General features: G+C 74.2%; 18 protein-coding genes (1 of these 18 cut by a window edge). 10 read left to right on the top strand and 8 right to left on the bottom strand.

Annotated elements, in window-relative coordinates:
* Positions 1-19: 19 nt before the first annotated feature.
* A complete protein-coding gene (locus E4198_RS00805) occupies positions 20-1543 on the bottom strand; it encodes a SpoIIE family protein phosphatase (protein ID WP_136181416.1) in 1524 nt (507 codons plus the stop codon).
* A 344-nt stretch (positions 1544-1887) separates the two neighbouring features.
* On the opposite strand from E4198_RS00805, the gene E4198_RS00800 reads away from it, so the two are divergent.
* The 4 genes from E4198_RS00800 to E4198_RS00785 all read left to right on the top strand — a co-directional run bounded on the left by E4198_RS00800 (position 1888) and on the right by E4198_RS00785 (position 10605).
* A complete protein-coding gene (locus tag E4198_RS00800) occupies positions 1888-3345 on the top strand; it encodes a HEAT repeat domain-containing protein (protein ID WP_136181415.1) in 1458 nt (485 codons plus the stop codon).
* 65 nt (positions 3346-3410) lie between these two features.
* Positions 3411-4934, top strand: a complete 1524-nt coding sequence (locus tag E4198_RS00795; RefSeq protein WP_136181414.1) for a hypothetical protein — start codon at positions 3411-3413, stop codon at positions 4932-4934.
* A gap of 148 nt (positions 4935-5082) precedes the next feature.
* Entirely contained in the window at positions 5083-5901 is an 819-nt protein-coding gene (locus E4198_RS00790) for a hypothetical protein (RefSeq protein ID WP_136185098.1), read from the top strand.
* Between the two features lie 36 nt (positions 5902-5937).
* Positions 5938-10605 (top strand): hypothetical protein, encoded by a 4668-nt coding sequence (locus tag E4198_RS00785; protein WP_136181413.1) that lies wholly within the window; start codon positions 5938-5940, stop codon positions 10603-10605.
* Here E4198_RS00785 and E4198_RS00780 read toward each other — a convergent pair.
* Positions 10559-11014, bottom strand: a complete 456-nt coding sequence (locus E4198_RS00780) for a hypothetical protein (RefSeq protein WP_247597834.1) — start codon at positions 11012-11014, stop codon at positions 10559-10561. The two genes, E4198_RS00785 and E4198_RS00780, sit on opposite strands and share 47 nt — an antisense overlap.
* A gap of 119 nt (positions 11015-11133) precedes the next feature.
* Between E4198_RS00780 and E4198_RS00775 the strand changes: the two genes are divergently transcribed.
* The 4 genes from E4198_RS00775 to E4198_RS00760 are packed head-to-tail and all read left to right on the top strand — an operon-like array spanning position 11134 to position 15149.
* Positions 11134-13674, top strand: a complete 2541-nt coding sequence (locus tag E4198_RS00775; protein ID WP_136181411.1) for a nitrate- and nitrite sensing domain-containing protein — start codon at positions 11134-11136, stop codon at positions 13672-13674.
* Complete coding sequence (locus tag E4198_RS00770; protein ID WP_136181410.1) at positions 13671-14105, top strand: roadblock/LC7 domain-containing protein; 435 nt, start codon at positions 13671-13673, stop codon at positions 14103-14105. The genes E4198_RS00775 and E4198_RS00770 overlap by 4 nt, the downstream gene beginning before the upstream one ends.
* Positions 14106-14131: 26 nt before the next feature.
* Entirely contained in the window at positions 14132-14533 is a 402-nt protein-coding gene (locus E4198_RS00765; protein ID WP_136181409.1) for a DUF742 domain-containing protein, read from the top strand.
* Entirely contained in the window at positions 14514-15149 is a 636-nt protein-coding gene (locus E4198_RS00760; RefSeq protein ID WP_027765085.1) for an ATP/GTP-binding protein, read from the top strand. Before E4198_RS00765 ends, E4198_RS00760 begins: the two co-directional genes overlap by 20 nt.
* A 14-nt stretch (positions 15150-15163) precedes the next feature.
* On the opposite strand, the gene glpK is transcribed toward E4198_RS00760, so the two are convergent.
* The 4 genes from glpK to E4198_RS00740 form a co-directional block, all read right to left on the bottom strand.
* The gene (gene glpK / locus E4198_RS00755) at positions 15164-16678 is read right to left on the bottom strand and encodes a glycerol kinase GlpK (protein ID WP_136181408.1); all 1515 of its coding nucleotides are present in this window, start codon (positions 16676-16678) and stop codon (positions 15164-15166) included.
* Positions 16679-16694: 16 nt separating this feature from the next.
* The gene (locus tag E4198_RS00750) at positions 16695-17429 is read right to left on the bottom strand and encodes an MIP/aquaporin family protein (protein WP_136181407.1); all 735 of its coding nucleotides are present in this window, start codon (positions 17427-17429) and stop codon (positions 16695-16697) included.
* A 156-nt stretch (positions 17430-17585) separates the two neighbouring features.
* Positions 17586-18395, bottom strand: coding sequence for a M15 family metallopeptidase (locus E4198_RS00745; protein WP_136181406.1), 810 nt, complete (start codon positions 18393-18395; stop codon positions 17586-17588).
* Positions 18396-18507: 112 nt separating this feature from the next.
* Positions 18508-20877 (bottom strand): TIM-barrel domain-containing protein, encoded by a 2370-nt coding sequence (locus E4198_RS00740; protein WP_136181405.1) that lies wholly within the window; start codon positions 20875-20877, stop codon positions 18508-18510.
* Positions 20878-21156: 279 nt separating this feature from the next.
* Between E4198_RS00740 and E4198_RS00735 the strand changes: the two genes are divergently transcribed.
* Together E4198_RS00735 and E4198_RS00730 are read left to right on the top strand one after the other, a co-directional pair.
* On the top strand, positions 21157-23178 hold the full coding sequence (locus E4198_RS00735; RefSeq protein ID WP_136181404.1) for an acetoacetate--CoA ligase: 2022 nt from the start codon (positions 21157-21159) through the stop codon (positions 23176-23178).
* A 107-nt stretch (positions 23179-23285) separates the two neighbouring features.
* Positions 23286-24167, top strand: a complete 882-nt coding sequence (locus tag E4198_RS00730) for a hypothetical protein (RefSeq protein WP_136181403.1) — start codon at positions 23286-23288, stop codon at positions 24165-24167.
* Positions 24168-24188: 21 nt separating this feature from the next.
* Here E4198_RS00730 and ptsP read toward each other — a convergent pair whose 3' ends face one another.
* Positions 24189-25859 carry a phosphoenolpyruvate--protein phosphotransferase gene (ptsP, locus tag E4198_RS00725; RefSeq protein WP_136181402.1) on the bottom strand — a complete coding sequence of 557 codons (1671 nt, stop codon included), beginning with the start codon at positions 25857-25859 and terminating at the stop codon, positions 24189-24191.
* A 5-nt stretch (positions 25860-25864) separates the two neighbouring features.
* A protein-coding gene (locus E4198_RS00720) for a PTS glucose transporter subunit IIA (RefSeq protein WP_136181401.1) crosses the window boundary here: on the bottom strand, positions 25865-26188 show its 3' portion. 126 nt of this gene lie beyond the right edge of the window; the window shows 324 of its 450 coding nt (coding positions 127-450); its start codon lies off the right edge, out of view; its stop codon occupies positions 25865-25867.

The following is a 26188-nucleotide window of genomic DNA, read 5'->3' as shown; positions in this document are numbered from 1 at the left end:
GACCGCTGCTCCCGCACCGTCACCGCACCCGCGCGATCAGCACGCAGGCGTCGTCCTCGCGGTCCCGGCCGCCGAACTCCTCCACCACGGCCCGCAGACACTCCTGGGCGTTCCGTGCGGAGGCGATGCGGGGGGCCATCGAGAGGAGCCGGTCCGTGGCGCGTCCCGGGCGCACCCCCGTCGTACCGGCGTGCGCAGCAAGCCCTTCGGTGTGCAGGACCAGCACGTCGCCGGGTTCGAGGTGCTCGGTCCGCTCCCCGTACGCCGCCCCGTACGTGGCGCCCAGCAGGACGCCGTCCGTTGGGGACAACACCTCTCCCGCTCCGCCGCGGAGCAGCAGGGGAGCGGGGCGACCGGACTGCGACCAGGCCAGGGTGCGCGTCGCGGCCTCGTAGCGGCAGCACAGCGCGCTGCCGAGCGCCGGCTGCGGGGCGGCGTCCAGCATCCGGTTGAGGTGACCCATCAGCGGGCCGGGCCGGACGCCGGCGAGTGACATGCCGCGGAGCGCGCCCACCAGCTGTGCCACGCCCGCCGTGGCGCTCGCGCCGTGCCCGGTGAGGTCGCCGACGGTGAGCAGCACGGCGCCCCCCGCGGCGGCGCCGTCGGAGATCTCGAGGGCGTCGCACCAGCCGCCGCCGACCAGGGCGCCCTCTGCGGACGGCAGGTAGTGCGCGGCCAGGTCCAACGTGCCCACCGGACCGCCGCGCAGCGGCAGTCGCTGCGAGCCGCGCCACGGCGGGAGGACCGCCTGCTGCAACTCCACCGCGAGTCGGCGCGCGGTCCGTTCGGCGAGGCGCTCCTGCCGCACGGAATCGCGGCTCTCCCGCACGGCCCGCTCGGAGCGGCGCAGTGCGCTGACGTCGCGCAGCACCGCCCACATCGAGGCGGTGCCGCCCTCGTCGTCGAGCACGGACTCACCGGTCATGTGCACCGTGCGCACCCCGCCGTCGGGCCGCACGACGCGGAACTCGCCGTCGAGAGGGCGGCCGTCCACCAGGCAGTCGGTGACGGCGGCCATCAGCGGCCCCCGGTCCTCGGTCCACACCCAGGACGGCAGCTCGTCCAGGGAGAGCGGACCGTCAGCCTCGGTGCGTCCGAAGATCCGGTACAACTCCTCCGACCAGCTCACTTCGTCGGTGAGCAGGTCCCACTCCGCGCTGCCCACCTGCCTGACCAGCGACGTGCCCGACCCGGACGCGGAGGGGGCCGCGTACGCCGCGGAGCCGGGCTGGGCGGGCACGGCGGGCACGCCTCGCCGGGCCGGGGCGCCGATGTCCGCAGGATCGTCGCAGTCCCCGGGAGCGTCGGCGAGGCCGTCCCGGAGCTGTGCGAGCTGTCCGCCCAGGTCGTCCGCCTGGTGCGCCGCCAGCTCCCACAGCGCCTGCTGCCAACGGCGCTCCGGTGCGTCTCCGCCGCCGCCGTCGGGCCCGCCGCGTCGCAGGGCGTCTATACGGCCGCGCAGGCGGTCCGCCTGAGTGATCAGGGCTTCGAGCCCGCCGTCACCGGCGGGTTCCAGCGGGTCCGCGGGGGAAGAGGACGGCATGGGCACTCCGATGCAGAGGGGGGACGCTCACGACTCTCGCACAACCGGCGACTGTGCGTAAGGGAATCGGCGACACCCGATTCGGTGGTGCTTCCGGCATATGTCGACGGCCCTCCGTTTTCGCTCCCGACCGCTCTGCGCCCAGGGGAACGCGCCCCGGGTGCCTTCGCCCGGGCTCGCGTGCCCTCCCGGTGCCCCGGGGGGTAGGCTGCGGCGCCGGACGGGGGAGACCCGGGGCCGCAGGAAGGGAAGGCGCAGGAGTAGAACCGCCGACGACGGCAAGACTGCCGGTCGAAGAGAAATCCCGTTGCCAGCTCGAGACCCCGCACCGGATGCTGACTCCCATGTACGTCGATCCCGTCGATTCAGACATAGCGCCCAGCGGTACGCTGCTCGGCCTCCTCCAGCGAGGCCGCGGCGACGGGACGCTGCACGCCCTCGCGGCGCCGCGCGCGGAGGCGCTCGCCGCGCTCACCCACTGCGTGCTCCACGACCCCCGGCGCGACTGGCAGATCGAACACCGATCGCTCTACTACGCGCGGCTGCACACGGAACTCGACGCCGGCCTCGACGCCGTGGAGGCCCACCTCTTCCACCCCGACGACGGCCTTCCCGGCGAAGGCATGGAGGAGCGCACCGGCCTGGCGCTCTCCGTCCTCGGCCACCTCGCCTCCTACGGTGACGCCGACGCCCTGCACCTGCTGCGCCGGTACGCCGTTTCCGGCGCCAACTGGCAGTGGGCGCTGGACGAACTCGCTGTCCGGGACGACGACGCCGGACTCCGCCCCCTCGGCCCGGCCGTCCTCGCCCGTTTCCCGCGCACCCCCGACGGCGAAGCCGAACTGGCCGCCGCCGCCCGCGAGGCCTTCGAACCCCGCCCCTGGCGGCTGTGGGAGGAAGACCCCGCGCACCCCGCCCAGGCCGAACGCCTCCGCCGGGTGCGCGAGGCCGGTTCCTTCGACCGGTGGCAGCGGCAGCTGCGCACCAGCGGACCCCGTCCCGGCTGGAGCGTGCACGAAGTCCTCGCCTGGGCCCAGGAGGAGCCCGGCCCGCGCCGCGAGGCCGCCGCCGCGCGCTGCCTGGCTGCCGTCGCCACCCCTGAGGACCGGCCCGAGCTGCTCGCCGCCGCCCGCAGCGGCCCGGACGCCGCGCGCGCCGCGGCGATCCGTCACCTGGCCGAGCGCGACGACCCCGCCGCCCTCGACCTGGTGCAGGAGGCCGCCGACGAAGCCGCCGCCCTCGCCCCCTCCGCCTCGCCGCCCGGCCTGCTCGCCTTCGTACTCGACGCGTTCTCCCGGATGCGCGGCGCCGCCGCCCTCGACCGCGCCCGGCACTGGGCCGCCCGGCGCGACGACGCCCTGGGCACGGTCGCCGCTCGCATGCTCGCCTGCCGCGGCGGCGCGCAGGACGCCGACACCGTCCTCGCCGCGCTCCGCCGTACCGTGCGCACCCTCGGGCCGGACGCCGACGCGCTGGCTCCGCTCGTCGACGGCGCCGGCCGCCTCACCATCCGCTGCGCCGCACCCGTGCTGCGCCACATCTACCGGGAGACCGCCTCCTCCCAGCTGCGCGGCCGCGCGGCACAGGCCCTCGCCGCCACCGACGAGACCTTCCCCGCCGGCTTCGCCGTCGAATGCCTGTGGGACTGCGAGGAGTCGACCCGCGAGATCGCCGCCCGGCACGCCACCATCGGCGACACCCAGGTCGTCGAACGGCTGCGGAGGCTGGCGACCGACCCGGCCGAGGAGGCCGGTGTGCAGAGCGCGGTGCGCGGACGGCTGGAGCCCGACGGGACGTCCTGACCCGCCGGCCGACCGCCCACGCGCCGTTTCGGTCGCTGTCGGTTGCACGCCGTAGGCTGTCCGTCGTGACCGAGCACCCCCCGGCGGGCCCTTCCGCGCCCAGCCTCTCACCAGCGCCCGGCCCCGCCGCCGACGAGGGCCTGGCCCGCCGGCTGAGGGCGCTGGCCTGCACCGCGCCGCTGCACGACCTCGACGTGCGGAAGGCCAACCTGGCCGGCGAGTACGGCACGTACGCCATGGCCGAAGTCGCCCTCGCCGCCATCGATCTGGTCACCCTCAGCATGGACTTCGACACCGGAGCCGACCACGACCGGGTCGTTTCCCGGCTGTTGCCCCGCGTCGCCGCGCAGGCCCCCCGGCGCGCCGCCGCCGAGCACGAGCGCGTCGCCCGCTGGGTCCTGGAGAACCTCGTCAACGTCGGCAGCGTCGACCGGGGTTTCCGCACCGCCTACGGCACCTTCGACCCGGACGGCACCTACGTGCGCCGGGACTACGACTTCAAGCTCGTCGAGGAGGTGCCCGGGCCGGGCGGCGCCGTCTACCTGCGCACGACCGATGAGGCCGTCAACGTCCTCGTCGGGGCGCTCGACACCGATGTCACCAGCGCGCAGATCGCCGCCGAGGTCAAGCTCGAGGTGCTCATCAGCCGCGGCCGGCTCGCCGACGCCCAACTCGCCGCCGAACAGGCCCGCTACCGCACCGTCCAGTACGCCGAGACCCTCCGCCGCACGCTGGAGGCCACCCGGCGGAACGTGCGCGCGGTGGACTGGCTGCAGACCGTGCCCGACATGATCACCGAGGCGCTGCAACACGTCGCGGACCGCTACCGGCACGAGAACGCCATCCTCACCAACATCCGCCGGGTACGCGACGAGGCCGCCGCCGAACGCGGACCCGACCACAAGCGCCGCGCCGCCGAACTCGTCGACATCGTCAAGGACTGCATCCGGCGTCACACCCAGCTCCAGTCCCGGCTGCTGGAGGCGGGGCCGCTCTTCCGCGCCGAGCAGGACCGGCAGGCTTTCGCGCCGCCCGCCGCGCACTCCGGGATCGACCTCTACGGCCAACTCCTCCACCCCGCCCTTCCCCTGCCGCTGGAGGCCGCCACCCGGGTCACCGACGCCTGGTTCGCCCACGGCACCGGCCTGCGCACCCCCGCCGCCGTACGCCTCGGCGACCTCACCGACCTGCTGCTCACCCCGCCCGTGCCGCGCGAACACCTGGGTGCCGAGATGCCCGAACCGGACCTCGTCGCCACCCCGGACGACAGCCGCTTCAGCGAGGAGCAGTTCGCCGCCGCCTGGGAGCTTCTGGACCTGCCCGCCGACGCCCCCCGCCGGCTGTCCGGACTGCTCGCCGACGCGCGCCGCCGCGACCCCGAACTGCCCTACCTCGTCGCCCTGCTGGCGGTGCACGCCGCCAGCCCCCCGGTCGGCAGCGCCTACCGCCAGGGCGAGCAGCACCTGCTGTTCGCCGCCGACGACGGCACGGAACTGGACGATCCCGAGTTCGGCGGCGCCGACCTCGTCGTGGGCACCGCGCTCCTCGACGCCGCCGGCATGACCGCCGACCGCACGGAGGCGGCGTGACGCCTCACCGCGGACCGCACCCCGACCGACCACGCGGCCGCAGCCGAGCCATCACAGGAGCTGACCACCCGTGACCGACCACGGCGCTCACCACGAGGCGCCGCCCGCCGCTCCCGAGAGAGACGAGCACGCAGCCCGCTCCGCGGCCGTGACCCCGGCCGACGCCGCCGACGCCGCACGGCTCGTCTCCTTCGGCCTGCATCCCAAGCTGCTGCCTGCCCGCGACGCCGAGTACGCCGAACTGCTGCGGCGCTACCGCGACGAGCCGCAGTTCGCCCGCCTCGCCGACGCGGTCGCCACCGGGCTCGGCCTGGTCGTCCTCGAGGTCTCCACCCGCGCCGGCATGGCCGTTGCCGCGGCCGAGGACTCGGTGTTCGCCGTCCGCATGGGCGACTACGCCCGCCGTGCCACCGCCGACGCGGGCGACCGGTTCCTGCACGGGCTGGCGCACCTCGCCGTGGCGGCCATGGCTTTCCCCCGCCCCGACGACCTCGCCGACGACGGCTACATCGGCCGGATCACCGTCAACGGCGTCGACGCATTCGTCCGGCAGGCGTGCCGCCGTCTCGAGGAACGCGCCGCGGAGGCCGGCGAGAACACCGACCCCGCCACGGGCACCCCCGGCCTGGAGGCCGCCTGGCGGGTCTACGCCCGCCGCAGCGCCACCGGCGCCACCAAGGACGCCCGCCGCCTGGCCGGTTCCACCACCGGCATCATCGCCAAGGCCGTCACCTTCCTCGTCGACTCCGGCTTCCTCCAGCGCACCGGCGACGAGTCCGGCGGCACCTACCGCACCACCGCCCGCTACCAGCTCCAGGTCCGCGACATGGCCGGCAGCGCCGCCATGGCCGAACTCCTTGAACTCGGCGTCGTCCCCGTCTCCGACGGCAGTGCCTCGCTGGTGCCTGCGGACGACGGCGACGACCTCGAACTGTCCGCCGACGCCGGCCTCCCCTTCCACTCCTGACCTCCCCGACCCGACCGAGAAGAGCCCCGCACACCCATGTACGAGCTGTCCCGGATCCGCCTCTACTCCATCGGTCCCGCTGGTGCGCGCTACGCCGACACCGTCCTGGACCTGCGCGGAGTCGGTGCGCCCGTGCCCACCCCGGCGCCGGCCCAGGCGGACTTCTTCGAGGACGACCCGGTCGGCCCGCCGCGCCGCCCGGCGCCCGCCGGCGTGCTCTTCCTGGAGAACGGCGGCGGCAAGTCGGTCCTGCTCAAACTGATCTTCTCGGTCATGCTGCCGGGCCATCGCAACACCCTCGGAGGCGCCAGCTCCGGCGTGCTCCGCAAGTTCCTCCTCGCCGACGACTGCGGCCACGTCGCCCTGGAATGGCAGCACACCCGCACGGGCGAGACCGTCGTCGTCGGCAAGGCCAGCGAATGGCGCGGCCGCCAGGTCTCCGGCGACCCGCGGAAGTTCGCCGAGGCCTGGTACTCCTTCCGCCCCGGTCCCGGCATGAGCCTCGACTCCCTCCCGGTCGCCGAGTCCTCCGCCATGCGCCCCGCACGCGAGGGCGCCTCCACCGCCCGGGGCCGTCGCCGGACCATGAAGGGCTTCCGCGACGTCCTCACCGAGACCGGCAAGGCCTACCCCAACCTCGACGTCCACTGGGAGGAGATCCACGAACGCTGGAACGAGCACCTCACCTCGCTCGGCCTCGACCCCGAACTCTTCCGCTATCAGCGCGAGATGAACGCCGACGAGGGCGAGGCCGCCGGACTCTTCGCCGTCAAGAACGACTCCGACTTCACCGACCTGCTGCTGCGTGCCGTCACCGACACCCGCGACACCGACGGGCTGGCCGACCTCGTGCACGGGTTCGCCCACAAACTGGGCCGTCGCGCCGAGCTCACCGCCGAACGCGACTTCACCGCCGGCTCCCTGGATCTGCTCCAGCGCATCGCCGACGCCTCCGCGGAACGGCAGCGCGCGCGCGACGTGCACGCCGGCGCCGAGCGCCGAGCCCGCACCCTCGCCCGCCGTCTGCAGGCCCGCAGCGCTGTCGAGCGCGGCGACGCCGCGGCACTCGCCGAGCAGGTCGGCACTGCCGAGGCGGCCGTCACCGACGCGGAACGCTCCCGGCACCGCGCGTCCCTGGTGGCCGCCGAGCTCGCCTACCGGCACGCCTCCCTCGCCCTCGCCGCGGGTGAAAGGGCCGCCGCAGCCCAACGCCGTGAACTCGCCGACGCCCGTACCCTGCACGCCGCGTGGCAGGCAGCCGAGACCGTGCTCCAGCACCGCGCCGCCGCCGACCGGGTCACCCGCGTCGCCGCCGCCATCCGCGACGCCGAACGGGACGCGGCTCCCGCCCTCGCCGCACGCGCCGACGCCGCGGCCGCCCTCGTCCGGGCCCTGCACGCCGCCGCCCAGGAGTCCGAGGAGTCCGCCGCGGCCCACGAGGAGCGCTCCGCCACGCTCCAGCAGCAGAGTGAACGCGCCCACCGCGACGCCACCGCGGCCGCCACCTCCGCCGAGCGTGCCCGTAGCGAGAGCGACCACCTCCGTCAGCGCCTCGCCGAGGTCGAGCAGGAGACCACCGAGGCCGTACGCGCAGGCTGGCTCGACGACTCCACACCCGACGCCGACCCCGCCCGCGCCGCCCTTGCCGCCAGCGACGCCGAGAAGCAGGCCGTCGCCGCCTGGGACACCGCCCGGGAGGCCGCCCGGCGCGCCGCCGAGCAGGCGCGCGAGACCGCCGCCGAGCACGCCCGCGCCGAACTGGCAGCCGCCCGTGCCGCCGACGCCGCCGAGAACGCACGCGCCGCCCACGGCGCGGAGGAACGTGCCGCCGCCGCGCTCGGCACCGCCCAACGACTCGCCGACCTCCTCGGCCTGCCCGCGGCTCCCGCCGACCCCGCGCAGACCGAGCTGCCCACCCAGCGCGGCAGCCGCCCCGACGCCGACCCGCCCGCCGGCACCGAGGGCCGGAACACGCCGCTCACCGCCGAGGAGCTCGACCGCAACGCCGACACCCTCGCCGGACTCCTCGACGACGCGCTCGCCACCGCGGAACGCCAGCTGTTCGACCTGCGCACCGCCGCCGCCGAGGACTCCCGCATGCTCAGCGCCCTCGGCGACGGCGGGCTCCTCCCCCCGGGCGCCGACGTCACCAGCACCGTCGAGTTCCTCGGAGAGCACGGCATCCCCGCCCTGCCCGGCTGGCGCTACCTCGCCCAGGCCGTCGACCCCGTCGACCACGCCGCCGTGCTCGCCGCACGCCCCGAACTCGTCGACGGCGTCGTCATCACCGACCCCGACAGCCATGCCCGGGCCCGCGAGGTGCTCGCTGGGGCATCCCTGCTGCCCCGCTCCGCCGTCGCCGTCGGCACCGCGGCCGCACTGCTCGCCCCCACCCCCTCGCCGCACACCGCGGACCCCGACCGCGACCAGGTCTTCCTCGTCCCGCCCAACCCGGCCATGCACGACGAACGCGCCGCCGACGACGAACGGCGGCACCTGCGGGAGCGCGCCCAGCGGCGCGACGAGGAGATCCGCACCCGGGCCGCCCGCCTCGGCGACGACCGCGCGCTGGCCGCCCGGCTCGCCTCCTGGCGCGCGGGCTGCCCCGCGGGCCGCCTGGCCGAACTCGCCGGCGAGGCCGTCCGTACCCGCGAGGCCGCCGACGCCGCACGGCAGCACCTGGAACGCAGCGCCACCGCCCGCAAGGAGGCCGAGGAGAACGCCGCCGAGACCGCCCAGGCGCGGGAGGAGACCCAGGAGCGGGCCCAGCAGGCCCGGCGCAGCGCCGACGCCCTGGCCGGCCTCGCCTTCCGCCTCCGCGAACGGGCGAAGTGGCAGGCAAGGCTCCGTGAACTCGCCGACGAGGCCGCCGAACCCGAGGGCGTCGCCGCCGACTGCCTGGAGCGTGCCCGCATCGCCGACGAGGACCGCAGGGCCGCGCAACGCGCCGCCGACGACGCCCACCGCACCGCCCGCGCGCTGCGCGCCGAACGTGCCGACATCGCGGGCGTGCCCGACGACCTCGACCTCGCCGCCGCGGGCCCCGGCTCCTCCCTTCCGGCGCTGCGCGAGGCGTACCGCTCCGCCTCGCAGCTGTACGAGAAGGTGCGAGTGGGCACCGACCTGCGTGCCGAACAGGCGCGCGCCGAAGGCGATGAGAGCTCCGCCCTCGCAGCCCTGGAACGGCTCACCAACAAGGTCCGCAACCGCGCCGCGCAACTCCTCGACGGGCCCGAGGGCGCCGACGGCCCGTCCCGCCAGTCCGCAGCCGCCCGCGCCGAGGCACACGTCCAGCTGCTGGAGACCCGCGCCTCGGGCGCCAGCGAACAGCTCGGCAGGCTGCGCGGCGAGGCCGAACGCCTCGCCCCCGCCAACGGCGAGGCCCACACCGAGCTGCCCGACGCGCGGGTGCCGGGGGACGCGGAGGCCGCGCAGTCGCTCCTGCGCGCCGCCAACGCCGAACTCGCCGCCTGCGACGACGCCTTGGCCACCGCGCGCGAACGGCACACCGAGCTCCTCCGCGCCCACCGCGCCGCCGAGGAGGCCACCGAAGCGTTCGACGAGACCTCCGCGATGCTGCGCGATTTGCTGCGCGATCCTCAGCACGCCGAGACCCCGCCCGACGAGGCGCCCGACCCCTACCCCGGCTCACCGTCCGACGCCCGGCACTCCGCCGCCGAGGCGCGCCGCTCCCTGCGCGGCTGCGCCGCCGACCTGTCGACCGCGGAACAGACCGTGCGCGAGGCCGGCGACGTGCTGGTGCGGCACGCCAACTCCGCACGCTACGAACAGGTCCGCACCCCTGCCCGGCAGCAGATCCGTGAGCTGCCCGCCGCAGCCCTGCCCGACCACGCCGCCGCCTGGGCCGAGGCATTCGCGCCCCGCCTGCGCGTCCTCACCGACGAACTCCAGCAGCTCGAACGCAATCGGGACGGCATCGTGGACCGGCTCCGCGGCCTCGCCGAGTCCTCCCTCGCCACCCTCCGCTCGGCGCAGCGCCTCTCCCGGCTCCCCGAAGGGCTGGGGGAGTGGTCCGGGCAGGAGTTCCTGCGCATCCGCTTCGACGACCCCGACCAGGCCACCCTCACCGAACGCCTGGGCGAGGTCATCGACGAGGCCACCCGCGCCGCGGTGGCGAAGAACTCCGACCTGCGACGCGACGGCATGACCCTGCTGCTGCGCGGCGTCCGGGCGGCTCTCCAGCCCCGCGGCGTGTCCGTGGAGATCCTCAAGCCGGACGCGGTGCTGCGCGCTGAACGCGTACCGGTGGGCCAGATGGGCGACGTCTTCTCCGGCGGTCAGCTGCTCACCGCCGCCATCGCGCTGTACTGCACCATGGCGGCGCTGCGCAGCAACGACCGCGGCCGGGACCGGCACCGGCACGCCGGCACCCTCTTCCTCGACAACCCGATCGGCCGCGCCAACGCCACCTACCTGCTGGAGCTCCAGCGCGCCGTCGCCGACGCACTCGGCGTTCAGCTGCTCTACACCACCGGCCTCTTCGACACCACAGCGCTCGGTGAGTTCCCGCTCGTCATCCGGCTGCGCAACGACGCCGACCTGCGCGCCGGATTGAAGTACATCAGCGTCGAGGAGCACCTGCGGCCGGGGCTGCCCCGGCCGCAGGAGGAGGGCGAGCCGGTGGTGCACGGCGAGGTCACGGCGACGAGGATGTTCCGGCGTCCGGCCGGTGACCGGGACTGACCGGCCGCCCGCGCCGCGCCACACTGCTGGGCTCCGACACCACGCCGTGCCGCTGGACCCACACCTGACGGGTGATCCACACGTCCAGCGCGCTCCAGGTCGCCACCACTGTGCAGGCTATGGCGGCGAGTACCGCGGGGAACGCGAACCACACCCCCGCGAGCGAGCACAGCACGGCGATCACGACCAGGACCAGCGTCAGCGCGATGATCAGGACCGCCCGCACCGCTGCCGTACGCACCGGATCCGGCAACCGGGGCTTTGCGTACATGACTTCTTCACTCCCCCTCCACGCCGGGGTGCAAGTGCGACGATTCGCGCACTCCGCCGCCGCGACTTCCGCGCGTGGCCTGCGCCACAATCGTCCAGCATGCCGCAGGGCATCGACGGACAACTCAGGATGAGGCACCCTGTACCACCGGGTGATCGTTCGGACACACCTGCGAGCCCCTTCCGGGGTGGTAGTAGGCTCGCGCCGTTTGCTCATGAAACACGCCTCCGCGCGGAGGAGTTGACGTAGGGGAGGCCATGCGCTTTCGCGGCAAGTCGATCCGCCGGAAGATCGTGGCCCTGCTGCTCGTGCCGTTGGTGTCCCTTGTGTCGATCTGGGCGTTCGCCACCTATCTCACCGGCCGTGAGGCGTTCCACCTCCGCGCGACGGCCACCTCCATGGACGCCCTGAACGACCCCGTGCTGGAGCTGGTGCACGCACTTCAGGGCGAGCGCCGCCAGGTCATGGTGCACCTTGCCGACCCGCGCCGCTCGGACGCCCTGAATCGGTTCGGGCGCGCCCAGCGCGCCACCGACCGCGCCGTCGGCGGGCTGCGTGCCACCGCGGGCCGCGACGACGTGCGCGGCGACCTCCAGCACGACACGCACGACCGGCTGGACGCGGTGCTCCGGGGACTGGACGGCCTGGGCGAACTGCGCCGCAACGCCGGGAACAACACCCTCACCCGCGGCGGCGCCTTCCAGGGCTACAACGACCTGGTAGGTCCCTCCTTCACCCTCCTGACCTCCCTGCACGGCCTGCACGAGCAGCACCTCGAACAGGAGGGCAACGCCCTCGTCGGCGTCGCCCGGGCCCGCGAGTACCTGGCCCGCGAGGACGCCCTGTTGGCCGCGGCCATCGCGGCCGGGGAGATGACCAGCGGCGACCGCAGGGCGTTCTCCGATCGCATCGCCGAACGCAACCTCGCCCTCGAGACCAGCATCCAGCAGCTCCCCGCCGAGGACCGGGAGGCGTTCCAGGAGTACTGGGCCACCACCGACGGCCGCACCCTGCGCAGCTACGAGGACGCCGTCATCGCCGCGGGGTCCGGCGGCGCCACCGAGGTGGTCAACGCGCAGCGCTGGCGGCAGGCCACCGCGACGGTCCTGGACGACCTGGAAGACCTGAGGGCGCAGTCCCACCAGCGCTACCACGAACGCATCCGGCCGGCCGCCACCCAGGTGTGGCTGCGGGCCGGCGCCGCCGGCGTCCTGGGCCTGGCCGCCGTGGTCGCCTCACTGGTCGTCTCCGCGCGCGTCGGCCGCGGCCTGGTCCGCGACCTGAGCACGCTGCGCAGACAGGCCAACGAGTCGGCCGGGGTGCGCCTCCCCAGCGTCATGCGGCGCCTGGCCGCCGGGGACCAGGTGGACGTGGAGACCGAAGCGCCGCGGCTGGAGTTCCCGCCGGACGAGACCGGGCAGGTCGGGCAGGCGCTCAACACCCTGCAACGCGCCGCGGTCGAGGCCGCGGTGAAACAGGCCGACATGCGGCGCGGCGTTTCCGAGGTCTTCGTCAACCTCGCCCGCCGCAACCAGGTGCTGCTGCACCGTCAGCTCACCCTGCTCGACACGATGGAACGCCGCACCGAGGACGCGGACGAACTCGCCGACCTGTTCCGTCTCGACCACCTGACCACCCGCATGCGGCGGCACGCCGAGGGCCTGGTCATCCTCTCCGGCGTCGCGCCCTCCCGGCAGTGGCGCAAGCCCGTACAGCTGATGGACGTGGTCCGGGCAGCCGTCGCCGAGGTCGAGGCCTACGAACGCATCGAGGTACGCAGGCTGGCGCGGCTGGCCGTGGACGGCGGCGCCGTCGCCGACCTCACCCACCTGATCGCCGAACTGCTGGAGAACGCGACCGTGTTCTCCCCGCCGCACACCGCGGTGCAGGTGCTCGGTGAACGGGTCGCCAACGGGTTCACCCTGGAGATCCACGACCGCGGCCTGGGCATGCCCGCGGACGCCCTGCTCGATGCGAACCTGCGCCTCGCGGAGACCCCCGAGTTCGAACTCTCCGACACCGACCGCCTCGGCCTGTTCGTGGTCTCCCGCCTCGCGCAGCGACAGGGCGTACGGGTGTCGCTCCAGCCCTCCCCGTACGGCGGCACCACCGCCGTCGTCCTCATCCCCGCCTCCGTCCTCAGCGAGCCCACCGGTCGTGAGGGCGGTCCGGAGACCGCGGCGGTGGCAAACGGCCGCCGCCCCCGCCCCAGAGCGCCGCTGTCCCCGGTCGGCACGTCCGGGCCGCTCGACGGACCCGTCGAACTCGAGGCAGGGCTCGCCGACCTCGACTCCCCGGACAGCGGCGGTCTCTTCCGCCGCCCGGAACGCCCCGGGGGCCAGGACGCCGAGCAGCACCAGCAGGCCGCCGAGGACCCGGGCGCGGTGCGCGAGGACCCGCCCGCAGGGGGGTACGGAACCGCCCCGGAGGCGGCTCCCGTACCGGACGGGGGGCCCGCCCCCGACCCCGCAGGGCTGCCCCGGCGCCGCCGCCGGACGCCGGTGCTGGTCTCCGACAACGGCCGCCGCGTCGAGGACGGCCCCGGCGGACTGCCCCGCAGGGTGCGGCAGGCCAGCCTTGCTCCGCAACTGAAGGAGGTTTCCGCCCCGGAAGCGGACCGCTCCGCCGGGCAGGGTCCCGATCCCGACGACCGGGACGCGGAGGAGGTGCGCAGCCGGATGGCCGCACTCCAGCGCGGCTGGCAGCGCGGACGCGAAGAGATCGACACGCCGCCCGGTGGCACACCCGCCGCGGGCCCGGCACCCGAGACCGACCACCCGGAGAGGGAGGGGCGATGACCTCACCGAACGCGGCCGCGCGGACCACCGGCGCCGGCGGTGAACTCAACTGGCTGCTCGACGAGCTCGTCCAGCGCGTGGGCAGCATCGACAAGGCCATGGTGCTCTCCGGCGACGGACTGCCCCGGGGCACCTCCGAAGGGCTCAGCCGGGAGGACGGCGAGCACATGGCGGCCGTGGCGTCCGGTTTCCACAGCCTCGCCAAGGGCGTCGGCCGGCACTTCGACGCCGGGGGCGTCAGGCAGACCGTGGTCGAGCTGGACGAGGCGTTCCTGTTCGTGACGGCGGCCGGCGACGGCAGCTGCCTCGCCGTGCTCGCGAGTTCGGAAGCCGACGTCGGCCTCATCGCGTACGAGATGACGCTGCTGGTCAAGAGGGTCGGCGTCCACCTGGGCACCGCTCGTCGTTCCGACCTGCCCGGCCCGCGCTGACCAGGGGCCGGACGGGGATCGGTGGCATGAGCGAGCGCTGGTTCGACGAGGCTGCCGGGCCGGTGGTCCGGCCGTACGCCATGACGCGCGGCCGCACCCGGTGCAGCCCCGAGGCGGCACGGCTGGACCTCATCGCCCTCGTCATCGCGCGGACCGCGGGCACCGGGGCCGGCAGCCGGCACGAGGACGACCTGCACGACCCGGCGCTCACTCCCGAACACGTGGACATCGTGCGGATGTGCCGCCGCAGTCCGCTGTCGGTGGCGGAGCTGGCGACCGACCTCGACGTGCCGGTGGGCATCGTCCGCGTCCTCGTCGGCGACCTGCTCGACGCGGGCCTGGTCCGCGTCTCCCGACCCGTACCTCCGGCCGAACTGCCGGACGAGAACATTCTCCGCGAGGTGATCAATGGTCTTCGGGCGCTCTGAACGCGACCGCGGCCCGGCAGCCGCTCCCACCGAGCCGGCCGCCCCCGCCGAGCCCGTGACGCTGAAGTTGCTGGTGGCCGGCGGCTTCGGGGTGGGAAAGACGACTCTGGTCGGTGCGGTGAGCGAGATCCGTCCGCTCCGCACGGAGGAGATGCTGACCGAGGCGGGCCGCCCCTACGACGACACCGCGGGAGTGGAGGCCAAGTCCACCACCACGGTCGTCATGGACTTCGGCCGGATCACCATCAACGACGACCTGGTGCTCTACCTCTTCGGCACGCCCGGACAGGACCGGTTCTGGTTCCTGTGGGACGAGCTGGCGCAGGGCGCCCTGGGCGCGGTGGTGCTGGTGGACACCCGCCGCCTGGGCGACAGTTTCGCCGCCGTCGACTACTTCGAACGCCGCGGGATCCCGTTCACCGTCGCCGTCAACTGCTTCGACGGCGCCGAACGCCACCCGGCCGAACGGATCCGGGAGGCCCTCGACCTCGACGCCGGGGTGCCGGTGATGCTGTGCGACGCGCGCGAGCGGGACTCCGTGCGCGACGTGCTCATCTCCGTGATCCGGCACGCGATGCGGGCGGCCGCCGCCGAGGAGGCCGCGACCGCCCGCTGAGCGCTCCGGGGCTCTCAGCCCGCCGGCTCCTCCTCGTACCAGCCGAAGCTTCGTTCGACCGCTCGCTTCCAGTTGCGGTACTCCCGGTCGCGGACCGCCGCGTCCATCCTCGGCGTCCACTCCGCGTCCTGCCGCCAGTGCGACCGCAGCTCGTCCAGGTCGGACCAGACGCCGGTCGCCAGGCCGGCCGCGTAGGCAGCGCCCAGGCACGTCGTCTCCGAGATCACCGGCCGGATCACGGGGACCCCGAGCACGTCCGCCTGGTGCTGCATCAGCAGGCCGTTGGCGGTCATGCCGCCGTCCACCTTGAGCGTGGTGATCTCCACGCCGGAGTCCTGGTACATGGCGTCGACGACCTCACGCGTCTGCCAGCTCGTGGCCTCCAGCACGGCGCGGGCCAGGTGCGCCTTGGTGACGTACCGCGTGAGGCCGGTGATTACGCCCCGCGCGTCGGACCGCCAGTACGGCGCGAAGAGGCCCGAGAACGCCGGCACGATGTACGCCCCGCCGTTGTCCTCCACGCTTTCCGCCAGCGTCTCGATCTGGTCCGCGGACGAGATGATGCCGAGCTGGTCGCGGAACCACTGCACCAGCGCTCCGGTGATGGCGATGGCCCCCTCCAGGCAGTACACCGGCCGCTCGCCGCCCAGTTGGTAGCCCATGGTGGTGAGCAGCCCGCTCTTGGAGGACACGGGCCGGTTGCCGGTGTTCAGCAGGAGGAAGGAGCCGGTGCCGTAGGTGTTCTTCGCCTCGCCGACGCCGTAGCAGGTCTGACCGAAGACGGCGGCCTGCTGGTCGCCGAGCGCCGACGCCACGGGCACGCCCGCCAGCTGTCCGACGGCAGTGCCGTAGGTCTCCGACGAGGAGCGGATCTCCGGGAGGACCGCCTCCGGGATCCGCATCGCCTCCAGGATCGAGGAGTCCCACTGGAGGGTCTCCAGGTTCATCAGCATGGTGCGTCCGGCATTGGTCACGTCGGTCACGTGCACGCCGCCGTCGGGGCCGCCGGTGAGGTTCCAGATCAGCCAGGTGTCCATGGTGCCGAAGGCGATCTCGCCCGCCTCGGCACGCTCCCGCAGCCCCGGCACGTTCTCCAGCAGCCACAGTGCCTTGGGGCCGGAGAAGTAGCTGGCCAGCGGCAGGCCGGTGCGGTCGCGGAAGCGGTCCTGCCCCACGTCACCGCCGAGCTGCGTGCACAGCCCGGAGGTCCGGGTGTCCTGCCACACGATTGCATTGTGCACCGGCCTGCCGGTCTTGCGGTCCCACAGAACGGTGGTCTCACGCTGGTTGGTGATGCCCAGGGCGCTGAGCTGGTCGGCGCGCAGTCCGGCCTTGGCCAGGGCTCCTGCGACCACCGCCTGGACCTTGGACCAGATCTCGGTGGCGTCGTGCTCCACCCATCCGGGCTTGGGGAAGATCTGCTCGTGTTCACGCTGGTCGACGGCGACGATGGCGCCGCCGGAGTCGAAGATGATGCAGCGGCTCGATGTGGTGCCCTGGTCGATCGCTGCGACGAAGGCGTCCTTCATGGTCGCGTCTCCCTGCTCAGAAGGCGAGTGAGTAGATTCCGGCTCCCACCAGGCCGCCGATGACCGGACCGGTCACCGGAACCCAGGCATACCCCCAGTCTGACGTCCCCTTGTTGGGTATGGGCAGCACGGAGTGGGCTATTCGGGGGCCCAGGTCCCGGGCCGGGTTGATCGCGTAGCCGGTGGGCCCGCCCAGCGACAGGCCGATGCCGACGACGAGCAGTGCCACGACCAGGACCGTGCTGCCCGAGCGGCCCAGCTCCTTCGTGACCCCGAAGGCCAGGATGGGCAGCACCAGGGCTGCGGTGGCGATGATCTCGGTGACCAGGTTGGTGACCGGGTTGCGCACCTCGGGGATGGTGGAGAAGTTGCCGAGGGTCGGCTGCGCGGTCTCGCTGTCGGCGTTCGCCGCGAACTGGGAGTAGTACGCGGCCCACGCCAGCACCGCACCGACGAAGGCACCGATGACCTGGGCCACGATGTAGAGCGGCGCCTTGCTCCATTCGCCGCTCTCGGCCGCGACGGCGATGGTCACGGCCGGGTTGATGTGACCTCCGGAGAGGGGCAGGGCGGTGTAGGCGCCGGCGAGCACCCCGAATCCCCAGCCGAAGGCGATGACGATCCAGCCGGCCCCGTTGGCCTTGGAGAATCTCAGGTTGACCGCGGCGCACACGCCCGCGCCGAACAGGATCAGGATCGCCGTGCCGATGATTTCGCCGACGAAGATGTCCCCGTTGCTGAACTGGTCCACTGCGGCTCCAATCGACCAAGCGCCCGGGGCGGCTGCCCCGGGCGCGTGTGTCAGGTGGGTCGTGCCAGGTGCGACGAGCGTGACGGCAGTGTTCAACCGGACCGAAGGGGCGTCAAGGTCGCCTACAAAATCACTCGTACGAGTGAGCGTGTCGGCTCAGCGGTGACCGGTCATCGAGCGGGGCGAGACAGGGAAGTCGAAGTAGTCGTCCGGGAACGTCTCCGGCTGGAAGGTGTAGTGCCACCACTCGTTCGGGTAATTGACGAATCCGACTTTCTCCAGGCCGCGCTTCAGGAGCAGCCGGTTCGCCCGCTGCTCGCCCCCGATCCGCTCGTCGAGCGTGTGCGACAACGTGTCGAAGCAGTCGTAGCCCGTCCCCATGTCCAGCGACGCGTCCGGGAAGCGTTCCTCCTGCGGTGCGTAGCACGGCACCAGCGGCTCGCCCGGCACGTAGGGCCGCGTCGGCTCCACCGGCAGCCGCACCAGCGTCAGGTCCACCGTGCTGCCCCGGCTGTGCCCCGACTTCTCCGCGATGTAGCCGTCCTCGAACAGCGACGCCTTGTCCACCCGGGGATAGAACTCCCGCTTCATCCGACGGTCGTCGAGGTCCTTCGCCCACTCCACGAAGTGGTCGACGGCGCGCTGCGGGCGGTAGCAGTCGTAGACCTTCAGCGTGTACCCCTGGCGGAGGAAGGCCCGCTGCGCCGAGCGCAGCGCCTTCGCGGCGTCCTTGGTGAGAATGCACATCGGCCACCGGTAGCCGTCGATCCGGTCGCCGACGAAGTTGTGCCGGGTGACGTAGCGGATGTCCTGGAGAATCGTCGGCGCGACCCGCCGCAGTGACACGAACGCGTCGGGAGCCTTCGGCTCCGGACGGGCGGCGGCGTGCGGCGCGGGCACCGCGGTGACCAGCAGCACCGCGGATGCGAGGCCCAACAGCAGGCGGAGCGGGGAGTGTCGGCGCATGCGCTCCTGCCTACCGCACCGCCGCCCTGCCGGGAAGAGCCCCCGCACCGGCGGGACGACCGGACGCGACCGCGCGAGCCGAGCGCGGCCCGCCCCGGGCGGGAACTGCCCCTCAACCGCGCACCCGGACCGGAAGGTCCACCCGGTGACCGTCCTCGCCCGTCACCACCGTCCGGCCGGCGGCCTCCGACACCGTGAGCCGTTCCACCTCCGGTCGCGCCCAGGCGTCGGCCGGCTCCCGTATCAGCAGGCCGCTGCCGGTCCGCCCGGCCGGCGGCCGCCACACCTCCAGCGCCGTCCCGCCTCCCGGCACCTTCACCGGAACGGCCGCCCCCGCCCGTGCCAGCACGGGGACACGCTCCAGCGGCGCGTCCAGCACCACGGTGCGCCCGCCGTCGTACCGCACCCCGGTCGCCGTGTCGTACCAGCAGCCGCGCGGCAGCCGCACCGCACGGCGCCGCAGACCCGCCTCCAGCACCGGCGCCACGAGCAGTGCGTCGCCCAGCAGGAAGGCGTCCCCGCAGTCCCGCAGCGCCCGGTCGGCGCAATGGTGCCACCACAGCGGCCGCACGTAGGGAGCGCCCGTCCGCCGCGCCAGATGCGCCAGCGTCACCAGGTAGGGAACCAGCTCCTCCCGGCGGGCCGCCGCCGCCCGCACGGCCGCCATAACCTCCGGCCCGTGGCCCCGCGGTCCGCGGTCCCCCGCCCCCCGCCCCGCGTCCGGGCGGTCGCCGCCGCGGAACAACGGCAGGTACGCCGCCAGTTGAAAGCGGCGCACCAGCAACTCCGGTGACGGCCGGCCACGCTCGTCCCACGCCGCCGCCTCCGGCCCCGTGAACGGCACGCCGCACAAGCCGAGCCCGAGCACGGCCGCCAGCGAGGCCCGCAGCCCGTGCCAGTCCGTGACCGGGGCGCCGGCCGAGACGCCCCCGTACCGCTGGGAACCCGCCCAGCCCGCCTGCGACACCAGCAACGGCCGCTCCTGCGGGCCCTGTTCCACTAGGCCAGCCCAGCCCGCCTGCGCCATCGCGAGCCCGTACACGTTGTGTGCCTCCAGATGGGCGCCGCCGCGCCCCTCCAGGTCGTGCCGCACCCCCCGTGCCGCGTCCGCGTCCCCGAGGACGTGCGGTGACGCCGGCGCGTCGCCCTGGTGACACACCCCGGAGAAACCCTCGCCGACGAGCCCGGCGTACAGGCCGCCCCACCACTTGCGCACGCGCGAGTCCGTGAAGTCGGGGTACACCGACGCCCACGGCCGCCCTTGGCGTCGCACCGTTCCGCCCCCGCCGTCCCGTACGAACGCGCCCAGCGCCAGGCCCTCCTCGTACAGCACACCGCCCGGCCTCGCCCACACCTCCGGCCGCACTGCTGCCGCGAGCCGCACCCCCTCCGCCCGCAGCTCCCGGGCGACCTCCCGCAGGGCGGCTCCGGGCTCCCGGAAGCGCGCCCCGTCCGGAGTGGCGGCGCCCGCGCCCCGCCCGGAGCCGTCGTCCGCACCCAGGTGCACCCCGTGCAACGGCAAAGCGTGCTCCCGGTGCGCCGAGACGGCTTCCCGCACCTCCCGGGGCGACGCGCCGGACGGCAGCACGTGCTGGTATCCCAGCGCCCACACCGGCGGCCGGGCCGGCGTGCCGGTCAGCGATGCCCAGCCGCGCAGCAGCCGGGCCGGAGGTCCGGTGATCATCCAGTAGCGCAGCGGCCCGCCCGACATCCGCACCTCGCAGCGGGCGTCCCGGTCGTGTCCCGACCCGGCGCCCTCCTCCCCCTCCCGGAGCACCATCTCCCCGTCCCACGTCGCATCGTGGAACACCAGATGGCAGCCCACGTCCGCGACCACCAGCTGCACGGGCATCGTCACCGACGCGGCGCGCCCGCCCGCCCTGTCCACCCCCGCGTTCCACAACCGGTACGCGCCCGCCGGAAGCCGAGGACCCGCCGCCGGGCCGCCGAGCCCGAAGAACCGAGCGTCCGGCGACACCCGCGAGTGCAGCACCCAGCGCCCCCCACCACCCGGCTCCGTCTCCCACCAGCGTGGCGCCGCGTCCCGGCGCAGTACCACTCCGCCCGGCGTGCCCACCTCCACGGCACCCCGCCGCGAGACGGTGATCCGCAGCCGCTCCGACACCACCCGCCATCCGCCGTCGGTGTCCGGCTCCAGCACCGCGCGGGTGTCCGCCTCCGGACAGCGGCCGCCCAGCGCGTACGACGGCTCCGGCGCCGCCTCGTCCCAGCCGCAGAAGACAGCGCCGCCGGCTGCCACCCGCACCCGCAGCGCGGACCGCTCGAAACGGACCAGGCCACCGCCCGGCCTCGGCTCGGCCCCCACCGCCTCGCCCGGCACGCGCGCCCGTTCCCGCGACCCGGCCACGAAGCCACCCGCGTCTCCACCCCGCCGCAGCGCCGCCCGGACAGGACCCCACCGGCGGACCACCCCGACGACACCACCGACACCCGCAGACCGCACCCGGTCACGCCCCTTCATGCAGCTCAGCCTGCCACCAGCGGGCGCACCGGTCACCCTCGTTCAACAGCCGTTCACCGGGCGTCCGCCCCGCCGTCGCCCGCGCGGGCCCCCGGCGCCGCCCGCCGTCGGCCCTGTGCCCACCTCACATGCCGCATACGCCCTTTATGGGGGCGTCGGCCCTGGTGAAGTGAACGATCACATGGCATCGTCCTGCTCAGCCGCCGCGTACGCGCACACACCCCGGCACGTGCGCGGACACGACGCCCACGAAGCGCAGAGAACCACGGGAGCCGCCACATGACCGCAGCGCACAGCAGTCCGCAGCCCGACACGCCCGCACCGCAACCGCTGTGGCGTCCCGGGCCGGAGCGGATCCGCAGCGCCGCCGTCACCCGCTTCCAGGAATGGGCCGCCGACCACCACGGCGCGCCCCGGGGGCTCCCGGACGCCCCCGAGGCAAGCTACGCCGCCCTCCACCGCTGGTCCGTCGAGGCCCTCCCGGACTTCTGGCGCGCCGTCGCCGCATGGTTCGACGTACGCTTCGCCACGCCCTACGACACCGTCCTCGCGGACGATGCGATGCCCGGAGCCGTCTGGTTCCCGGGCGCCACGCTCAACTACGCCGAGCACGCCCTGCGCGCCGGCGAGGACCCCGGCCGCGCCGACGAGCCGGCCCTGCTGCACGTCGACGAGACCCACGAGCCCGTCCCCGTCTCCTGGGGCGAGCTGCGCCGTCAGGTCGGCTCGCTGGCCGACCGGCTGCGACGCCTCGGCGTCCGCCCCGGCGACCGGGTCAGCGGCTATCTCCCCAACACCCCGCAGGCCGCCGTCGCCCTCCTCGCCACCGCCGCCGTCGGCGGCGTGTGGACCTCCTGCGCCCCCGACTTCGGCGCCCGCAGCGTCCTCGACCGCTTCCAGCAGGTCGAGCCCAAGGTGCTGTTCACCGTCGACGGCTACCGCTACGGCGGCAAGGAACACGACCGCACCGAGACCGTCGCCGAACTGCGCCGCGAACTCCCCACCCTCGAAGCGGTCGTCCACATCCCCCTCCTCGGCACCCCCGCCCCGGAGGGGGCGCTGGAGTGGGACGCCCTCACCGCAGCCGACACCGAACCCGTCTTCGAGCAGGTGCCGTTCGACCACCCGCTGTGGGTGCTGTACTCCTCCGGCACCACCGGACTGCCCAAGGCCATCGTCCAGTCTCAGGGCGGCATCCTCCTGGAACACCTCAAACAGCTCGGCCTCCACTGCGACCTCGGCCCCGCGGACCGGTTCTTCTGGTACACCTCCACGGGCTGGATGATGTGGAACTTCCTCGTCTCCGGCCTCCTCGTCGGCTCCACCGTCGTCGTCTACGACGGCAGCCCCGGCTACCCCGACACCGCCGCGCAGTGGCGCGTCGCCGAACGCACCCGCGCCACCCTGTACGGCACGTCCGCCGCCTACGTGATGGCCTGCCGCAAGGCCGACGTCCACCCGGGCCGCGACTTCGACCTGAGCGCGCTGAAGTGCATCGGCACCACAGGCTCCCCGCTGCCGCCCGACGGCTTCCGGTGGCTGCACGACGCCGTCGCCGCGGACATGTGGATCGCCTCCGTCAGCGGCGGCACCGACGTCTGCTCCTGCTTCGCGGGCGCCGTACCGACCCTCCCCGTGCACATCGGAGAGCTCCAGGCCCCCTGCCTCGGCACCGACCTCCAGTCCTGGGACCCCCAGGGCAAGCCCCTCGTCGACGAGGTCGGTGAGCTCGTCGTCACCAACCCCATGCCGTCCATGCCCGTGCGCTTCTGGAACGACCCCGACGGCAGCCGCTACCGCGACAGCTACTTCGACACCTACCCCGGCGTGTGGCGGCACGGTGACTGGACCACCCTCACCGGCCGCAACTCCGTGATCATCCACGGCCGTTCCGACTCCACCCTCAACCGGCAGGGCGTCCGCATGGGCTCCGCCGACATCTACGAGGCCGTCGAACGGCTCCCGCAGATCCGCGAGTCCCTCGTCATCGGCGTCGAACAGCCCGACGGCGGCTACTGGATGCCGCTCTTCGTGCACCTCGCGCCCGGCGTCACCCTCGACGACGCGCTGCGCGACACGGTCAAGCAGACCATCCGCGGCTCCCTCTCGCCCCGCCACGTGCCCGACGAGATCATCGAGATCCCCGCCGTCCCGCACACCCTCACCGGCAAGCGTCTCGAAGTCCCGGTCAAGCGCCTCCTTCAGGGCACAGCGCTGGAGAAGGCGGTCAACCCCGGCTCTGTCGACGACGTGGAACTCCTGAGGTTCTACGAACGCCTCGCCCGCGAACGCACAACCTGACCGGCCGGACGGCGGGCCGGCCCTCCCGGGGTCCTGGGGACCGGCCCGCTGTCACACCCCCCGACTACGGTGAGTCACATTAGTTCTCACCGTCAGTGAGGGGGACCATGTCGCACACCCGAAGCCGCAGGCGACGCCGCCATCAGGCCCTGTGCACCGAGACGCCCAGCACCGTCGCCGTCCTGACCACGGAGACGGACTTCACCGCGATGCGCGGCTACCGCAGCTTCGCCTTCGACGACTACGCCGCCTACCTGCAGCAGGTCCAGGCCCTCCTCCGCCACCTGTCGGGACAGGGTCTCCACACCCGCGTCGCCCCGTTCGACCCCGACCGCTTCGCCGCCTACTGCCTGCGGGACGGTCTCGACCCGGACGCTCCCGTCAGCCGCACGCGCTACACCGCGGAGATCGCCGGCACCGGCCTCACGGTGCCCTACGACGGACAGCCCTGCGACGACCTGCTGCCCCTGCTCCGGGCCTGGCGCGCCCGGGACGCCGTGTGGGACGAAGCCGACCGTGTCCTGGACACCCTCGGCGGGGGCGAAGCCTCCCTGCACACGGCTGCCGAAGCGCTCGACTCCCTGCTCACGGCGCTCGGCGCCGGTACCCACCACCTGGTGTGCAGCGTCGACACACCGCGCGCCCCGCTGCTGGCCGTCCTGCACACGGACACCGCGGCCGACGGCACCTGGGAGCTCGCCGAGTCCGACGTCCTGCTCTTCTGCTCCGTCCTCGCCGCAGGACTGGCCACCGGCTCGCCCGGCGGGCTCGTCACCCGCACCACGTCACCGGCCTGCCGCGGCGACCGCCCGAGCGAGACCGTGCGCGGATGGTGCCTGCACCGCGGCTGGCTCGCCCCGCTCACCGAGGCCCAGGTGTTCAGCGCCTACTGCACGCACGCGGAGACCGGCGAACCCGTGCCGCCCGAGCCCGGCGTCACCTACGCCGCTGGCGTCCCGCTGTCCCGCACCGCACCGGGGGGCGCATGAGTCCGCCCGGCCGCTCGCGGATCACTCGCCGGAGAGCACCGCGTGCGCTGCGGAGCGCGCCTGCTCAGCGCCGTCCGCGGCCCGCGCGGCCGAGGCGGCCCGCTCGCACTGCGCGAGCGTGTGCCGCGCCAGAGCGGCCCGGACGTACGGAATCGCCGATGCGCCCATGGACAGGCTCGTCACGCCCAGTCCTGTCAGCACACACGCCAGCACCGGGTCCGCAGCCGCCTCCCCGCACACCCCGCAGCCCTTGTCCTCCGCGCGCGCGGCTTCCGCGGCCAGCGCGACCAGGTCCAGCAGCGCGGGCTGCCACGGGTCCTGGAGCCGTGACACCGCGCCCACCTGCCGGTCCGCCGCGAACGTGTACTGCGCCAGGTCGTTGGTGCCCAGCGACAGGAACTCCACCTCTTGCAGCACCGACCGGGCCCGCAGCGCGGCCGACGGGATCTCCACCATCACGCCGCACTTCGCCCGCAGACCCACCGCCCGGCAGACCTCGGCGAACGCCGCGGCGTCGGCACGGTCGGCCACCATCGGAGCCATCACCTCGAGGTACACGGGCAGTCCCGCCGCGGCCCTGGCCAGCGCGGACAACTGATCCCGCAGCACCTCCGGGTGGTCCAGCAGCGCGCGAAGACCGCGGACCCCCAGCGCGGGATTGGGCTCGTCGGCAGGGGTGAGGAACCCGAGGGGTTTGTCGGCGCCCGCATCCAGGACCCGCACCACGACACGTCCCTGCGGAAAGGCCTCCAACACCTGCCGGTACACCTTCGCCTGGCGCTCCACGGACGGCGCCGCCGCACCGTCCTCGAGGAACAGGAACTCGGTGCGGAACAGCCCGACCCCCTCGGCCCCTGCCTCGACGGCGGCCTGCACGTCCGCCGGGCTGCCCACGTTCGCCAGCAGCGGCACCTTGTGTCCGTCCGAGGTGGCGCCGGGCCCGCTGACCGCGGCGAGCGCCGCCCGGCGCTCCCCGGCCGTACGGGCCAGCATCGCCTGTTCCGTGTCCGAGGGGTTGACCGTCACCTCACCGGTGCTGCCGTCGACCGCGATGACCGTGCCCTCCGCCAGCTCGCCTGCCCCGGGCAGCGCCACCACGGCGGGCACCCCCAGAGCGCGGGCGAGGATGGCGCTGTGGCTGGTGGGGCCGCCCTCCTCCGTGACGAACGCGAGCACCTGTGTGGGGTCGAGCAGAGCGGTGTCCGCCGGAGCGAGGTCCCGGGCGATGAGTACGAAGGGGGCGTCGCTGTCCGGGACCCCGGGCATGGGCACCCCCAGCAGCCGGGCCACGATGCGGTTCCGCACGTCATCGAGGTCGGCGACGCGACCGGCCACGTACTGCCCTGCCCCGGACAGCAGAGCCCGGTAGGCGGCGAAGGCGTCGTACACCGCCCGTTCCGCACTGCTGCCCACGGTGATGCGGCGCTCCACGTCCGCGATCAGTTCGGGATCGCGCGCCATCATCGCCTGCGCTCCCAGCACCTCCTGCGCGTCACCGCCGGCGAGCTGGCCCCGCGCCTCCAGGTCCGCGGCGACGGCATTCGCCGCGGACCTGGCGCGCCTCTGCTCCCGGGGCGCCTCGTCCCGTCCGATCCGCTTCGCCGGGGGCTCCAGCACGGCGGTCCCCATGTGCCGCACCTCGCCGACGGCCAGGCCGTGGCTCACACCCACACCCCGCAGGGTCGCGTCCATCCGGCTCAGCTCCAGACGAAGAGGGGGCCCCCGCACGCGACCGTGCCCTCTTCCACCAGTCCCGTGAGGGAGCCCGTCGAGGCATCCAGCGCGATGACGGGGGAGAGGGGCGACTTGCCGGCGCGTTCCACGGCTCCGGGGTCCCAGCGCACGATTGCCTGACCGCGCTCGACGGTGTCCCCCTTCGTCGCCACCACCTCGAAGCCGTCGCCGTTGAGCTGCACGGTGTCGATGCCCAGGTGGACGAGGACGCCGCGGCCCTCGGGGTCGACCACCACGAAGGCGTGCGGATGCAGGGAGACGATGATCCCGTCCATCGGCGAGACGGC

It is taken from the genome of Streptomyces sp. RKND-216, assembly GCF_004795255.1.
Taxonomy (GTDB): domain Bacteria; phylum Actinomycetota; class Actinomycetes; order Streptomycetales; family Streptomycetaceae; genus Streptomyces; species Streptomyces hazeniae.
Note: the sequence above shows the minus strand (reverse complement) of the source record. Positions and strands in the feature narration are given on the sequence as shown.